This window comes from Mesorhizobium australicum WSM2073 (genome assembly GCF_000230995.2).
Lineage (GTDB): Bacteria > Pseudomonadota > Alphaproteobacteria > Rhizobiales > Rhizobiaceae > Mesorhizobium > Mesorhizobium australicum.
Genome location: NC_019973.1, coordinates 5107761 through 5122481, shown reverse-complemented (window position 1 = coordinate 5122481; position 14721 = coordinate 5107761). Strand labels below are relative to the sequence as shown.

14 protein-coding genes are annotated in these 14721 nt (G+C 61.9%); 9 read left to right on the top strand and 5 right to left on the bottom strand.

Annotated elements, in window-relative coordinates; translation table 11 throughout:
• Window positions 1-80 precede the first annotated feature (80 nt).
• Complete coding sequence (locus MESAU_RS24705; protein ID WP_224643876.1) at window positions 81-1211, top strand: glycosyltransferase family 9 protein; 1131 nt, start codon at window positions 81-83, stop codon at window positions 1209-1211.
• Between the two features lie 158 nt (window positions 1212-1369).
• The gene (locus tag MESAU_RS24700) at window positions 1370-2110 is read left to right on the top strand and encodes a polysaccharide deacetylase family protein (RefSeq protein WP_015318750.1); all 741 of its coding nucleotides are present in this window, start codon (window positions 1370-1372) and stop codon (window positions 2108-2110) included.
• A gap of 53 nt (window positions 2111-2163) precedes the next feature.
• Here the strand turns inward: MESAU_RS24700 and MESAU_RS24695 are convergent, their stop codons facing one another.
• The 3 genes from MESAU_RS24695 to MESAU_RS24685 form a co-directional block, all read right to left on the bottom strand.
• Entirely contained in the window at window positions 2164-2553 is a 390-nt protein-coding gene (locus tag MESAU_RS24695; RefSeq protein ID WP_015318749.1) for a DUF427 domain-containing protein, read from the bottom strand.
• A 128-nt stretch (window positions 2554-2681) separates the two neighbouring features.
• On the bottom strand, window positions 2682-3035 hold the full coding sequence (locus tag MESAU_RS24690; RefSeq protein WP_015318748.1) for a hypothetical protein: 354 nt from the start codon (window positions 3033-3035) through the stop codon (window positions 2682-2684).
• 170 nt (window positions 3036-3205) lie between these two features.
• Complete coding sequence (locus MESAU_RS24685) at window positions 3206-3796, bottom strand: biotin transporter BioY (protein WP_015318747.1); 591 nt, start codon at window positions 3794-3796, stop codon at window positions 3206-3208.
• Between the two features lie 115 nt (window positions 3797-3911).
• On the opposite strand from MESAU_RS24685, the gene MESAU_RS24680 reads away from it, so the two are divergent.
• Window positions 3912-4820 (top strand): MBL fold metallo-hydrolase, encoded by a 909-nt coding sequence (locus MESAU_RS24680; protein ID WP_015318746.1) that lies wholly within the window; start codon window positions 3912-3914, stop codon window positions 4818-4820.
• A gap of 62 nt (window positions 4821-4882) precedes the next feature.
• Here the strand turns inward: MESAU_RS24680 and MESAU_RS24675 are convergent, their stop codons facing one another.
• Both MESAU_RS24675 and MESAU_RS24670 read right to left on the bottom strand, forming a co-directional pair.
• Window positions 4883-5668 (bottom strand): DUF1499 domain-containing protein, encoded by a 786-nt coding sequence (locus MESAU_RS24675; RefSeq protein WP_015318745.1) that lies wholly within the window; start codon window positions 5666-5668, stop codon window positions 4883-4885.
• Window positions 5669-5735: 67 nt separating this feature from the next.
• Window positions 5736-7364, bottom strand: a complete 1629-nt coding sequence (locus MESAU_RS24670) for a fatty-acid--CoA ligase (protein WP_015318744.1) — start codon at window positions 7362-7364, stop codon at window positions 5736-5738.
• 539 nt (window positions 7365-7903) lie between these two features.
• On the opposite strand from MESAU_RS24670, the gene MESAU_RS24665 reads away from it, so the two are divergent.
• From MESAU_RS24665 to MESAU_RS24640, 6 genes are all read left to right on the top strand, one after another.
• The gene (locus MESAU_RS24665) at window positions 7904-9181 is read left to right on the top strand and encodes a sugar transferase (protein ID WP_157163670.1); all 1278 of its coding nucleotides are present in this window, start codon (window positions 7904-7906) and stop codon (window positions 9179-9181) included.
• A gap of 40 nt (window positions 9182-9221) precedes the next feature.
• Window positions 9222-10496: a nucleotide sugar dehydrogenase gene (locus tag MESAU_RS24660; protein WP_015318742.1), complete on the top strand. Its 1275-nt coding sequence runs from the start codon at window positions 9222-9224 to the stop codon at window positions 10494-10496.
• Window positions 10496-11521, top strand: coding sequence for an NAD-dependent epimerase (locus tag MESAU_RS24655; RefSeq protein ID WP_015318741.1), 1026 nt, complete (start codon window positions 10496-10498; stop codon window positions 11519-11521). The genes MESAU_RS24660 and MESAU_RS24655 overlap by 1 nt, the downstream gene beginning before the upstream one ends.
• Before the next feature lie 83 nt (window positions 11522-11604).
• Window positions 11605-12300, top strand: a complete 696-nt coding sequence (locus MESAU_RS24650; RefSeq protein WP_041163502.1) for a class I SAM-dependent methyltransferase — start codon at window positions 11605-11607, stop codon at window positions 12298-12300.
• Between the two features lie 112 nt (window positions 12301-12412).
• Window positions 12413-13582 (top strand): glycosyltransferase, encoded by a 1170-nt coding sequence (locus tag MESAU_RS24645; protein WP_015318739.1) that lies wholly within the window; start codon window positions 12413-12415, stop codon window positions 13580-13582.
• Window positions 13500-14714, top strand: a complete 1215-nt coding sequence (locus MESAU_RS24640; protein WP_280739563.1) for a glycosyltransferase — start codon at window positions 13500-13502, stop codon at window positions 14712-14714. Before MESAU_RS24645 ends, MESAU_RS24640 begins: the two co-directional genes overlap by 83 nt.
• Window positions 14715-14721: the final 7 nt, after the last annotated feature.

Genomic DNA, 14721 nt, shown 5'->3' with positions numbered 1-14721 from the left:
CTTACGGTTTTGTATGAAAACTCACGCGAACGTGCTAGAGGTATCGCGCAATCTCGCCATTGTTTCTGACCAATTTCGTGATGATCGCCAAACGTCTCCGGAAACATATGTTGCAGATTTCACCCGCTCCGTTCCGCTCGATCCTGATCATTCAAACGAAGTTCATAGGCGATATCGTCCTCGCTTCGACCCTCGCCAGGAACCTTCGGCTCGAATTCCCCGGTGCCAGGATCGTGTTCCTCTGCGAAGCGCACTTGGAGAGCTTCGTGATTGCGCATGGCATCGCTTCGGAGGTGGTTCCGTTCAGGCGGGCTCGCGCGCGGGGCACCCCGCTGGAGCGCGGAAAAGAGCTCTACGCAACGGTGAAGGCGCTGCGCGGCTTCTGCTTCGATTTGACGATCGACCTGACCGATTCGAAGACCTCTCGGCTTATCAGCGGCTTGGTCAACGCAAAGACACGCGTCGGCTACAATCCCCCGGAAAGGCCGCTGAAGCTGCTGGAGCGGCAGCCCGCCAATGTGTTTGCCAAACCATTCGGGTTTGGCGGCCAGCATTTTGTTTATCGCTATCTCTCCCCTCTTGAAGCGCTCGGCATCGATCTGCGGGTGACGGTACCGAGCCTCCAGCCGCCGCCATTCGAGGCCGCGAAAGCCTTGGCGCTTCTGGGCACGCACCACATCCGTCCGAACGCCTTCGTCGCTGTCCACGCAGGCGCGAGTTTCAAGGGCCGGCAGTGGCAGCCGGAACGGTTTGCCGAGGCGATTGACCAGATTGCGGCCGAAACCGGACTGGGCATCGTCCTGGTGGGAGGGCCGGGCGAAGGTGAAACCGCCGCGCGGATCGTTGCCGAGACGGCGACGCCGGTGGTGGACCTGGTCGGAGCGCTGTCGCTCGAGACCCTACTGGCCGTCCTGGAACAGGCTCGGCTGTTTGTGGGCAATGAAAGCGGGCCGATGCATATGGCCGCTGCCGCCGGCACCCCGGTTGTCGGCCTTTTCGGCCTGACGCATCCGTCACGCTGGGGACCTGTCGGCGTGCCCAGCATCGCGCTTCGGCCGTCAATGCCATGTGACTGCGTGGCCAAGGATTTGTGTCGCCGAACCGATCCCAGCAAGGCGTGCTGCGTTTGGCGCCTGGAGGTGAAGCCGGTTGTCGAAGCGGCGCGCGAAATTCTCGCGCGCACCGAGCTGAAAAATGAACGCGCTGTCTGAGGGCGATGGAACGGCAAGACTGTCGCTGAACGGCTCGTCGACCAAGTGGGAGGTCAAATTGCCGCGCCAGGCGTTTTTCTGCTATCCCTCGTCCGATTTCCGCCTTCATGCGGGTCTTGGGATGTCGGCTTGAAACCGCCGGTCGGGAACTTGGTTCGATGCATTTGCCGCAAAAACATCTCTGCATGATCGCCATGTCGGTGGCGCTGATATCCAGCGCCCATGCCACGCCGCTGGTCGAACCCACGCTGCACATCAAGCCGGCTGCAAGCGGAACCGGTCGCGTTGCACTCACGCTCGATGCCTGCGGCGGCAAGACCGACACGCGCATTCTCTCGGCGTTGGTGGACAACAAGATACCGGCTACCATTTTCGTCACCGGCATCTGGCTGAAGCGCAACGCCGAGGCCGTCGCGATCATGCGGGCGCATCCCGACCTGTTCGAGCTGGAAAATCACGGTGGCCGGCATATCCCGGCGGTCGACACGCCACAGAAGATCTATGGCATACGCAGCGCCGGCAGCCCGGAAGCAGTCCTTGCCGAAGTCGAGTCGGGGGCCGCGGCTCTGGCCACGACCGGCGAACCGGCGCCGAAATGGTTCCGTGGCGCAACAGCCGAATACAGTCCCTCGGCCATTGCGATGATCCGCAAGCTCGGCTTCAAGATTGCCGGCTTCTCGATCAATGGCGACGGTGGCTCGCTGCTCGGCGCCAAGGAAACGGCCAGGCGCATCGCCGCCGCCAAGGACGGTGATGTCATCATCTCCCACATCAATCAGCCGACCCATGCCGCCGGCGAGGGCGTGGTTCAGGGCCTGCTGGCGCTCAAGGACAAGGGCATGACCTTCGTGCGCCTCGACGATGCCGACGGAACGGGTAATCACGGCACCACCGACTAAGGGCCGGCATCACCTGAATATCAATGCCCCTGAGTGTCTTCAAGCCGAAGCGTTCAGTCCGGCTTGGCCTCGATGCTGACCTTGCTGGCGTAGAACGCGCCGTGGTCGCGGATGTCGGTCATCTCGTCGAAGGGCTGCCGATAGGCCCACATCGCGTCCTTGCCCGCTTCGCCCGCCGGCAGCACGCTCCAATAGCTGGCATCACCCTTGTAGGGGCAGTGCGTCGCGTGATCCGTTCGGCTGAGCTTGTCGAAATCGATGTCGGCGAACGGAATGTAGAAGGCGGCGGGGTAGGGGGCCTCCGTCAGCACCTTCGCCTTGGCGGAAGAAGCGATGACCGTACTGCCAGCGCGGATTGTGACGGTGCCGGAATAGGGCTCTATCGTAATGATCTTGTCGGGATTGCGCTGGAAGCCGGGTGCCGGGTTGGCGATCTTATCCATGCTGGTTCTCCTTGCCCCGACCTTAGGTGTGGTGGGCGACCGGATAGAACAAGGCCCGTGGTCACAAACAAGCAGACACCAAGCGCCCGTGCGTGGCGCAAGACTGGCCTTGGCGTGGCAGCGGAAAATCAGGCAGCGGTTTTGAAGGCGTCCATCAGCCCGGCATAGGCGGCCGCGATGCCCGCCACCGGGTTGCTGCTTCTCGAGATCGTCTCGACCTTCAGCGCCCCTCCGACGGTTGGCAAGGTGAGCAGAAGGAACTGGCGATTGCCGCCATCGCCGACGGATGCCGCCGCGACGTGCTGGCCTTCGCCTTCGTTCTGGACGCACATCTTGAACAGCAGTGTGCCGCCGACCGCTTCGAGCGCGCCGCCGACAACTTCGACGAACTCGTCTTCGGAAACGGTCTTTTCGTCCGGCACCAGATCGGCCAGGCTTTCGGCAAGCGTACTCTCGAGAACCTTATCGTCGAGCGCGTCCATGCGAACCTCTTTCAGTCGCCAATCGCACCCCTTTGCCCGTTAACGAAGCTTAACACCGACGATGGCCGGATTATGGCACTTTTTGCTGTTGGTCCGATCACGAGGAGTTTGCGCCGATGGAATCTATTTGAAGCTCCTGCCATTCGATCGGCGGCAGGGACCCCCAAATTTCAGGAGCGCTTCAGCAGCGACCAGACGGCCGGCACGAGGCTGGCCGCGAGCGCGACCTTGATGAGATCGCCGACGATGAACGGCACGACGCCGAACTGCCAGGATTTTTCCGGACCGATGAGCATTGCCAGCCAGGCAAAACCCATCGCCATCATCACCCCTTCGGCAACCAGCATGGCGTTGAAAAGCTTGATCGGATGACGGTCCCAGCCGCGGTCGGCGGCCCAGCCGACAATCGCCGCCATGACCACGAAGCCGGCGAGATAGCCGCCGGTCGAGCCGAGCATATAGGCAATGCCGATGCCTTTTTCCGGCGTGCCCTGGAAGACGGGGAAGCCCATGGCGCCTTCCGCCATGTAGAGCAGCAGGGTGGCGACGCCCAGCCGCATGCCGAAGGCGGCGGCGATCAGCAGGACGGCGAGCGTCTGCATCGAGAGGTCGACAGGCCCGAGCATCACCTTGGTCTTGGCCGAAAGCGTCAAGAGCAGCGTCCCGGTGATCGCCAGCAAAAACTGCGTTGCCAGTCGCGCGGCACCTTCCTGCGGCAAGGCCAGGAAAACAAGCGGGCGCGTCGTCGTTGCGGTTGTCATGGTCTTCCCCAATCCAAACTTGCCGCGAACCAGAAATCGCGGTCTTGCATTTTCCTATATTGGCTTGCGTGCTATGCGGCAATCTGTTTTGCCGTTCCGGGAACAAAGCGCCGACATGGCTCTCAAATTCGATATCAGCTTCGACCCTGCTTACGGCCAAGGTGTAAGCGTGGCCCCCGACGTGCAACGCTTCACGGCCCCTAATCCCAGTCCCTTCACTTTCCATGGCACCAACAGCTACGTCGTGGGCCACGATACGCTGGCGGTGATCGATCCGGGGCCCGATGACGAGGCGCATCTTCAGACCTTGCTCGACGTGATCGCGGGCCGGCCGGTGAGCCACATTTTCGTCAGCCACACGCATCGCGACCATTCTCCGCTGGCGGCCCGGTTGAAGGAGCGCACTGGCGCCCAAGTGCTGGCGGAGGGACCGCACCGGCCGGCGAGGCCCTTGCACATTGGCGAAACCAACGCGCTCGACGCCAGCGCCGACACCGCTTTCATTCCCGACATCGCCTTGCCGGACGGCGAGCTGGTCAGCGGCGACGGCTGGGCGATCCGGACCGTCCTGACGCCCGGCCATACCGCCAACCATGCGGCATTCGCGCTGGAAGGCACCGGCATCCTGTTTTCAGCCGATCACGTCATGGGCTGGGCAACCTCGATCGTCGCGCCGCCGGACGGGGCAATGGCCGACTACATGGCATCGCTGGACCGCCTGATCGAGCGCGGCGACCGGCTGCTGCTGCCTGGCCATGGGGGACCGGTGACGGCGCCGCGCGCTTTCATGCGCGGGCTGAAGACCCATCGCAAGATGCGCGAACGAGCCATATTGGAACGGATCAGGGCCGGCGACAGGACAATCCCCGACATGGTCAAGGCGATCTACAGGGATACCGATCCCCGGCTGCACGGCGCCGCCGGCCTGTCGGTGCTTGCCCATCTGGAGGACCTGGTGGCGCGCGGCGTGGTGGCGACGGACGCCGCTCCCGCCATAGATGGCATTTTCACGCCTGGCCGATAGCCCTGCCGCCGCCCACCCGTTCACCAATCATCGTCGCGGCGCGCGATTTGCTCGAAAAATGGCTATTGTGCCGGCGCCGCGCCGATCTGGCCGGCGACTTCCTGATCGAGCTCCGTGAGGAATTCAGTGATGCGCGCGGCATTGTCGCCAAGGTCATGGCGGCCGTAACGCGAGGCGGAGCGCATGTCGACGATGACCGTGTCGCCGTCATCCGTGACGCGAATGGCGACGTCGGCGGGAAGGCCAAGAACGAAACTCGAGGCGACGGCGGTGATTGTCACCTCCGTCTGTCCGGCGAGTTCGGGATAAGGCTCCGAAAGGTCCCAGCCGCGCCGGTCGAGCACGGTTTCAACGGCATTGACGACGGTCTCGAACGGCAGGTCGTAGCTGCGTGCGGTGACCAATGGATAGCTGTCCGTCTGCAACGTCTGCTCACCCGGCGTCGACGGGGACACTGCGTTCATGTCCTTGGTCCGGTCGCTGACATCGAGCGCGGGCGGTTCATCGAAATCGGTCGAAATGTCCCGCAGCGACGGATAGATCGTCGCCCAGTAGGCGGCAACGCCGTACGGGGTGAGCACCAGCAGCGCCAGCAAGGCGCCGACGGTGAGATCACGGCCACCACGGTCACCGAAATTCCACAGCCTCGCAAAGGCCAGGCCGGCAAACAGCAGCGCCAGCGCCGCCAGCAGGGCAGCAATGCCCAGTACCCACAGGAAGACCGGCGTTTGGACGAGGCCAAAGCGATGGCCGACAAAGTTCGTCAGCAAAAGCACCGCTGAAAAGGCGCCCGTGCGCCGCGACCAGCCGGCAGCCTTCGACGTTTGCCGTTCGGGAATGCTAACCATTATTCTCTGCGCTGCCCCAACCCGGATGGAGGTTTAGTGCCTTTTTGCGGAAACACGCAACATCCTCTCAATCCGTCGGCAAGCGATAGTCCCTGAACTGCTGACGCAAGGTGATCTTCTGGATCTTGCCTGTGGCGGTGTGCGGTATCTCGCCGACGAAAGCGACGTCGTCCGGCATCCACCATTTGGCCACCTTGCCATCCATGAAATCGAGAATCCCGGCCTTGGTCGGTTCCTTGCCCGGCTTGGCAACGACGACCAGCAGGGGCCGCTCGCCCCATTTCGAATGCTTGACGCCGATGGCCGCGGCTTCCGCCACATCGGGATGGCCAACGGCCAGATTCTCCAGGTCGATGGTCGAAATCCATTCGCCGCCGGACTTGATGACGTCCTTGGCACGGTCGGTGATCTGCATGTAGCCGCCGGCATCGATATGGGCGACGTCTCCAGTGTCGAACCAGCCGTCCACGTCGAACTGCTCCGCGCCCGCACCGCCATAATAGGCGCGGGCGACGGCCGGGCCGCGCACCTTCAGCCGGCCGAACGTTTTGCCGTCCCAAGGCTGCGGATTGTTCTCGTCGTCGGTCACCTTCATTTCGACGCCGAAAGGCGGGTAACCCTGCTTGCTCTGGACGTCGAGCCGAGCCTCGCCTTCGAGGCCGGCATAGTCCGGCTTCAAGGTGCACAGCGTGCCGAGCGGCGACATTTCGGTCATGCCCCAGGCATGGATGACCTGGACACCGTAATCGTCCTGGAATTTCGTCATGATCGCGCGCGGGCACGACGAGCCGCCGATCACGACCTTGCCGAGATGGGGAAGCGTCTTGCCAGTCTCCTCCAGATATTGCAGCAGCATCATCCACACGGTCGGCACGGCGGCGCTGAACGTCACCTTTTCCTGATCGAGCAATTCATAGATAGAGGCGCCATCCATCTTGCAGCCGGGCATGACCAGCTTGGCGCCGATCATCGGGCCGCTCTGGCCAAGACCCCAGGCATTGGCGTGGAACATCGGCACCACCGGTAGAATCGTGTCGCGCGACGACAGGCCCATGGCGTCGGGCATGGCCGCGATCATGGCGTGCAGCACGTTCGAGCGATGACTGTAGACGACGCCCTTGGGATCGCCCGTCGTGCCCGACGTGTAGCACATGCCGGCGGCGGTGCCTTCGTCGAAGCTCCTCCAGGCGAAATCGCCGTCGACCTCTCCTAGCCACTCCTCATAGGCGACGGCGTTGGGCAGGGTCGTTTGCGGCATGTGCGCCTTGTCGGTGAGCACGATCACTTTCTTCAGCGATTTGACGGCACCCGCGATCTTCTCGAGCAACGGGATGAAGGTGAGGTCGACGAAGACGGCCTTGTCCTCGGCGTGGTTCATGATCCAGACGATCTGTTCGGGAAACAGGCGCGGATTGAGGGTGTGGTAGATAGCACCGATGCCCATGATGCCGTACCAGGCCTCGATGTGGCGGGCGGTGTTCCAGGCCAGGGTGGCGATGCGGTCGCCCAAGGCAAAACCGTCGCGCTCCAGGCGCTGGGCGACCTTGAGGGAACGACGATGAAGGTCGGCATAGGTGGTGCGCACGATCGGCCCCTCGATCGAACGCGACACGATCTCCCGCGCACCATGCTGCCGCTCGGCGTTGTCGATCAGCTTGTGGCACAGCAGCGGCCATTCCTGCATCAGTCCCAGCATACCGGGTTCCTCCATCACGCTTTTTCACGGTGCGCTTTTGATCGCATTGTGAAGCGAACCGGGGAATTGTCCAGCGTCCACAAGCGCAGCGGGCGAAAGTCGGAGTTCGAACCTGTATCGGCAAACGGTTGAATCCGGACGGCTTTTTGATTTCGCTTGGCTGCATCGGGCCCGGACCGGCCATCGATGGCGATCTGGCCAGGCGGTTGGCCGATTTGGCATGGGCGCTTGGTCGGCACCAAAGACATCAGCTCTATATATCGGCTGAGGGTTCGGCAGGTTTCTCAAGGATTGGAGAATAAGCCGGGACATTAGCCGCGGCTTTTAAATTGCAATGCAGCAATGCTGCCGATCAGAACTTCTGCCAACTATTCCCGCTAAATAGATGCTTGCTGGTGAGGTCGCACTGGCGTAGCTCTTGATCTTCGACTGAGTCGAATCGCCAATGGTGAGGGGTCCGGTTCGCTTTGCGAAGGAACGGCCTGTCAAGTGTAGTGGCGATTGCCGACACGGGCACCTTTCGGGGGAAGGGGAAGAAGTTGAATGTCGCAACATCAACGATTGTCGGAAGCCGGCACTTCCTGTTCAGAATTCGTTTTCAACTCATCGGCGGACTGACATTCGCGATCATCGCGCCAGCACTGATCCGGATAGCATCCTATCCGGACGCGATCTATTCGGCCAATCTGCAGATAACGGTCGCGGCTGCCATCATTGCGCATGTTACCGGCTTTCTTGCCTATCGCCGCATTGGCAATTTTCCGGGCGTGGCCGCGGCCAGCTATATCCTGCCGACATTCGTCCTGTCCTACGGTGTTGTTTTCTTGACGATTTTCTTTTTCCGCTTCGAGTATAGCCGGTTTCAGGCCGCCGCCAGCTTCACGCAGTCCACGCTCTGGTATTTCGGCCTGAGCCTCATGACCCGGCGTCTTGAGCCGTACCGGCTGGCCGTCATTCCCGGCGGCAATGTCGAGCGCCTCAGGGCCCTGCCGGGCGTGCACTGGTTCTGGCTCAAGTCGCCCGGCACCGTTATCGAAAGAGTTAACGGCGTGGTTGTCGATTTGCGTGCGGACCTCGGCGCCGAATGGGAGCGCTACATCGCCGACCGGGCGCTGTCGGGCACGCCCGTCTATCACGTCAAGCAGGTCAGCGAATCGTTGACCGGTCGTGTCGAGATCGAACATCTGTCGGAGAACACGCTCGGCTCGCTCAATCCGAACCAGGCTTATCTCAAGATCAAGCAGGCCATCGACTGGACCTCCGCGCTTGTCCTTGTCGTGGTTCTTTGTCCCGTTCTGCTGCTGGTCGCCCTATCGATCCGGCTGGACTCAGAAGGCCCCGTGCTGTTTCGCCAACCCCGCATGGGCTACCGGGGCAGGATCTGCACCGTCTACAAATTTCGTTCGATGAGGCAGCAGACCGGCTCCGGCAGCGACAAGGACAAGGCGATCACCAAACGGGGTGACGATCGCATCACGCGGGTCGGGAGCTTCCTGCGCAAGTTCAGGATCGACGAGCTGCCGCAGGCCATCAACATCCTGCGCGGTGAGATGAGCTGGATCGGGCCACGGCCGGAAGCTGTCGTGCTGTCGCAATGGTATGAGGCGGAATTGCCGTTCTACCGGTACCGGCACATCGTCAGGCCGGGCGTGAGCGGGTGGGCACAAGTAAATCAGGGCCATGTCGCGGCGGTCGGCGATGTCATGGAAAAATTGCACTATGATTTTTACTACATAAAGAACTTCTCACCTTGGTTGGACGTACTGATCGTTCTCAGGACCATAAAAACGATGTTCACCGGTTTTGGTGCGCGATAGCCAAATCAGGGCCTGAATCCGATCGCACGTGCAGGGAGCAATGGATCTCGCCTCAAGGAAAATAGCTGTCATCGGACTTGGCTATGTCGGTCTGCCGCTGGCTGTGGCCTTCGGGGCGACCAGGGATGTGATCGGCTTCGACATCAACCCGTCGCGCGTGGAGGCACTGAAGCGCGGCGAGGACCATACGTTAGAAGCCAGCGAGGAGGAAATCGCCGCCGCCAGAGGGCTGAAGTTCACCAGCGAGAAAGCCGATCTGCACGACTGCGGAATTTTCATCGTTACCGTGCCCACGCCGATCGACCGGGCCAACAGGCCGGACCTGAAGCCTCTCGTCATGGCGTCGACGACGGTCGGCGAGGTCATATCCCCGGGCGCGGTGGTGATCTTTGAATCCACCGTCTATCCCGGCTGCACGCAGGAAGTCTGCGCACCGCTGATCGAGAAACATTCCGGGCTGCGTTACAACAGCGATTTCTTCCTCGGCTACAGTCCAGAGCGCATCAACCCCGGCGATCGCGAGCACCGGCTGCAGACGATCGTCAAGGTCACCAGCGGTTCCACGCCAGAGGCGGCGGAGGCCATCGACGCGCTCTATGCCTCGATCGTGCCGGCGGGTACGCATCGTGCCTCCAGCATTGCCGTGGCCGAGGCCGCCAAGGTCATCGAGAACACGCAGCGCGACTTGAACATCGCCCTGATGAACGAGCTGTCGCTGATCTTCGGCAAGCTGGGCATCGACACGTCGGAGGTGCTGGAGGCGGCCGGCACCAAATGGAATTTCCTGCGCTTCACGCCGGGCCTCGTCGGCGGGCACTGCATCGGCGTCGATCCTTATTATCTCACCCACAAGGCCCAGGAACTCGGCTATCATCCCGAGGTGATTCTTGCCGGGCGCCGCATCAATGACGGCATGGGCCAGCATGCGGCGGACCAGACGGCCCGCCTGATGATGCGCAAGGGCATACCTGTCGTTGGCAGCCGGATTCTGGTCATGGGTGCGGCCTTCAAGGAAAACTGTCCGGACTTGAGGAATTCCAAGGTCGTCGACGTCGTCGCGCAACTGAGGCAGTACAATGCCGGCATCGATATCTGGGACCCTTGGGTCGACGCGCAGGAATGCGCACGCGCTTTCGGCACGGCGAGCGTGAAGGAGATGCCCGCCGCGCGCTATGACGGCGTCATCGTCGCTGTCGGACACGCGCAGTTCCGCAGCTTGGGCGTTGCGGGGCTGAAGTCGCTTTGCAAGGACCCCAGTGTAATCTACGACATCAAGGGGCTGTTCCCTAGGGACGTTACGGACGGGCGCTTCTGATGAAGGTATTGGTCACCGGCGCTGCCGGCTTCATAGGCTATCATGTCGCCAGGCGGCTCCTGGAGCGCGGTGACGAGGTTGTCGGCATCGACAGCATCAACGATTACTACGACCCGCAAATCAAGCAGGCGCGGCTGCGGCTCCTGGACGAGGCGAGCCGCAAGACCAATGCCGGCTATCATTTCATCCATGGCGATCTCGCCGACAGGGGCGTGGTCGACGGCTGCTTTGCCGACCATGCCTTCGACCGGGTGATCCATCTCGCCGCCCAGGCCGGCGTGCGCTACAGCCTGGAAAATCCGCGCGCCTATGTCGAGAGCAACATTATCGCCTACACCAACATGCTCGAGGCCTGCCGCGACAGCCGTGTCGGGCACCTGACCTATGCCAGCACCTCGAGCGTCTACGGCGCCAACACCGACATGCCGTTTTCCGAGCATCGGCCGGCCGACCATCCGCTGCAGTTCTACGCCGCCACCAAGCGTGCCAACGAACTGATGGCGCACAGCTACAGCCACCTGTTTGGCCTGCCGACCACGGGGCTGCGCTTCTTCACCGTGTACGGCCCCTGGGGACGCCCTGACATGGCGCTGTTCCTGTTCACCAGGAGCATCCTGGCCGGTGAGCCGATCAAGCTGTTCAACAACGGCAACCACACGCGCGACTTCACTTATGTCGAGGACATTGCCGAGGGCGTGATCCGTGCCAGCGACAGCCCCGCCGCGGCCAACCCGGCCTGGGATTCCGGCCGTCCGGATCCGGCGACCAGCAGCGCGCCCTGGCGCATCTTCAACATCGGCAACAACAATCCGGTGAAGCTGACCGCCTATGTCGAGGCGCTGGAAAACGCGCTCGGCCGCAAGGCGGTGATCGAGCTGCTGCCGCTGCAGGCCGGCGACGTGCCCGACACTTTCGCCGACACTTCGGCGCTGCAGGCGGCGGTCGGCTATCGCCCCCGCACCTCCGTCACCGAGGGGGTGGGGCGGTTCGTCGAGTGGTACCAGGATTATTTTGGGCGGGGATAGCGCGAACCGATAAGGAGGCAGTGTCGTTGCTGAGGGGGTTTGTACGCGCGAACGTGGCGGTCTCTGAATATCTTGACAGGGCTTTGCCGCCACGCCTTCGCGCGGACGGCAATAGCACGTTTGCGACCGAAATCGCGCCGGCGCTGCTGTCTCCGGACACATTGGTCTACGATCTGGGTGGAGGCGCAAGACCGCTCGTCAGCCTGCCGCAGAAGCGGTGCCTCGGGCTCGTCGTGGTCGGGCTTGATCTCGCTGCCGAGGAACTGTCCAAGGCCCCCGATGGACTCTATGACGAGCAGATCGAGGCGGACCTTACCGTGTTCAAGGGAAGGCAGGACGCTGATCTGGTCATATGCCAGGCGACCCTGGAACATGTTCGCGACGGAGAGGCCGCGCTTCGCGGCATCGCCAGTTGCGTCAAGCCGGGCGGTTTGGTTGCCATTTTCTCGCCGTCACGCAATGCCGTTTTCGCCAGGTTGAACCTGATTTTGCCAGAGAGGATCAAGCGGCGGCTGCTGTTTGCCATCTATCCCGACAAAGGCAGGGGTCATGACGGATTTCCGGCTTTCTATGACAAATGCCTGCCAAGCGAAGTGGAAAGGATCGCGGCGCAAAATGGGCTGGAGCTTGTCCAGCGGCGCCTGTTCTGGAGAAGTTCATACTTCTATTCCTTCGTGCCGGCTTTCCTCGCCTGGCGCCTCTGGCTTGGCATCACCGCTCTCTTGCTCGGCAAGGATGCGGCGGAGACCTATGCCTATGTCTTTCGGCGAAAACAGTGATCCGTCGAAGATATTCTCCGCCGGTCCTGGCCCGTTTCCGGTTGCGCCTGCTTTCCAACGGGAGAGCTAGAGCCGAACGAGGCGGTATGGCGGCGACCGGGCTTCGAACCGGATGAAGCGAACGAGGAAAGATAGAAAGTCGCCGGGCGGTCCGGATGCCCGGATCGCCGTCTTCATCCCCTCGCTGCGGGCAGGTGGCACCGAGCGCGCGATGCTTACCCTGGCCCGGGAATTCGATCGGCGTGGGCTGGTGACGGATCTCGTACTTGGATGTGCGATAGGTGAATATCTTCCCCTGGTTCCTGACACGATAAGGATAGTGGATCTGCAGACGTCTCGCATGCTGTTTTCCCTGTCCGGCCTTATTCGCTACGTCAAGGCGGAGCAGCCGCGGGTGATGCTGGCGGCGCTGCCTCACGCGAACATCCTGGCAATAGTGTCGTCCTTCCTGTCACGGCAAGGGGTGCGTACGGTCATATCCGAGAGAAGCAACCTGTCCAGGACCCTTGCGGATACGAAACTGATCCGTGAGAGATTTCTGCCGTTCCTCATGCGAATGACATACGGTTATGCCGACAGGATAATAGCCGTCTCACATGGCGTTGCGGACGATCTGATCAGGCGCATCGGGCTCGACCCGAATTCTGTCGAAGTGATCCACAACCCGTTGGATATAGAACACATTCAGGCACAGGCCAGCGCGCCCATCGATCATCCGTTCGCGGACGAGGACGGCAGGTCCCTGCTGGTCGCCGTCGGTCGCCTTGATTTCGCAAAAGACCATGCCACTCTGATTAGCAGCTTTTCACAAGTCGTAAGGAAACGACCCGTCAAACTGGCGATTGTTGGGGAAGGGCCGCTGCGCGCGTCGCTGCAGACGATGATCGATGAACTCGAGTTGCGTTCCTCGGTCGCCCTGGTCGGCTTTTCGAAAAATCCGTATCCGTGGATGCACCGCGCCGCGCTGTTTCTCCATTCGTCGCGAAGGGAGGGCTTTCCCAATACGATTATCGAAGCCATGGCCTGCGGAGCCAGGGTGGTGAGCACGAATTGCGAAAGCGGCCCAGCGGAAATCCTGGAGGACGGCAAATGGGGGCGGCTTGTCGCGGTGGGCGACGTGCAAGCCTTCGCGGCCGCGATATTGGCCGGCCTCGATGACGTCAGCCCGCCCGACGTCAGACGTCGGGCCCAGGATTTCAGTGTCGAAAAAGTGGCTGACGCGTATCTGCTCGCGATGGGTATGGGCCTGGCGAGCGCCACCCGAAAGGAGATCCCGGATTAAAGTCCTGCATGTCATCACCGGGCTGCACAATGGCGGTGCTGAGGCGGCTTTGTTCCGTCTCTGCATGGCCGAGCACACTCATTCGCACGCCGTGGTCTCGCTTTCTGACGAAGGAAAATATGGCCCGCTGCTTCGGGAGGCGGGGGTGCCCCTGACCTGTCTGTCGATGCCGAAGGGAAGGCTAAGCCTCGGCGGGCTGGCGGCATTTCGGCGTGTCTTGTCAGCCCATCCGCCTGATATCGTCCAGTGCTGGATGTACCACGCAAATCTGGTTGGAGGCGTCCTGTCTCGGCTTGCGGGTATCCGGCTGGTGGTTTGGGGAATGCACAATTCCGGTCTGGATCCGCTTGTCGCCCCCTTGGCCACGCGGACGGCGGACCGGGCCTGCGCGCTGATATCCCGGGTGGTCCCGACCCAGATCGTGAGCTGTTCGCAACAGGCATCACGGCGCCATATCAGCGCGGGTTACTCGGCTTCGAACTGGACGATAATTCCGAACGGTTATGATCTGGCTGTCTTCGAGCCGGATGAGAGGGCGCGCAGTCGGCTGCGCCGGGCCTGGTCGATAGAGGAAGGCCAATTCGTCATCGGAAGCGTCGCCCGCTGGCATCCCGACAAGGATCACAGGAATCTCGCCGCTGCCTTGGCCAAGCTGTCGGCGCGCGCCGAGTTCCCTTTCAAATGTATTCTCGCCGGCCCCGGAATCTCTCCTGAAAATACCGACCTTGCCGGACTGCTGGACCGTTACGGCGTTCGCGACAAGGTGATGCTGCTTGGTCCGAGCGACGGTGTTGCCGCTCTCATGAGTGCGTTCGACATCCATGTCCTTGCCTCGAGGCGCGAGGCATTCCCTAACGTTGTCGCCGAAGCCATGGCGTGCGGTACGCCTTGCGTAGCGACGGATGTCGGCGATATCGGCATGATTGTCGGCAACACCGGATGTGTTGTTCCGAGCCAGGATCCCGACGCGCTTTCTCGCGCCATTACAAACATGGCTCTGGAAAACCGTGACTCGCCATCCTGGGAGACAAGACAGCAGGCATGCCGCAACCGCGTCGCGTCCGATTTTTCAGTTGAGCGGATGGCAAGGGCATACAGCGCGCTATGGGAAAGATTGTCTGCCAAGGGCTAGCGCACGG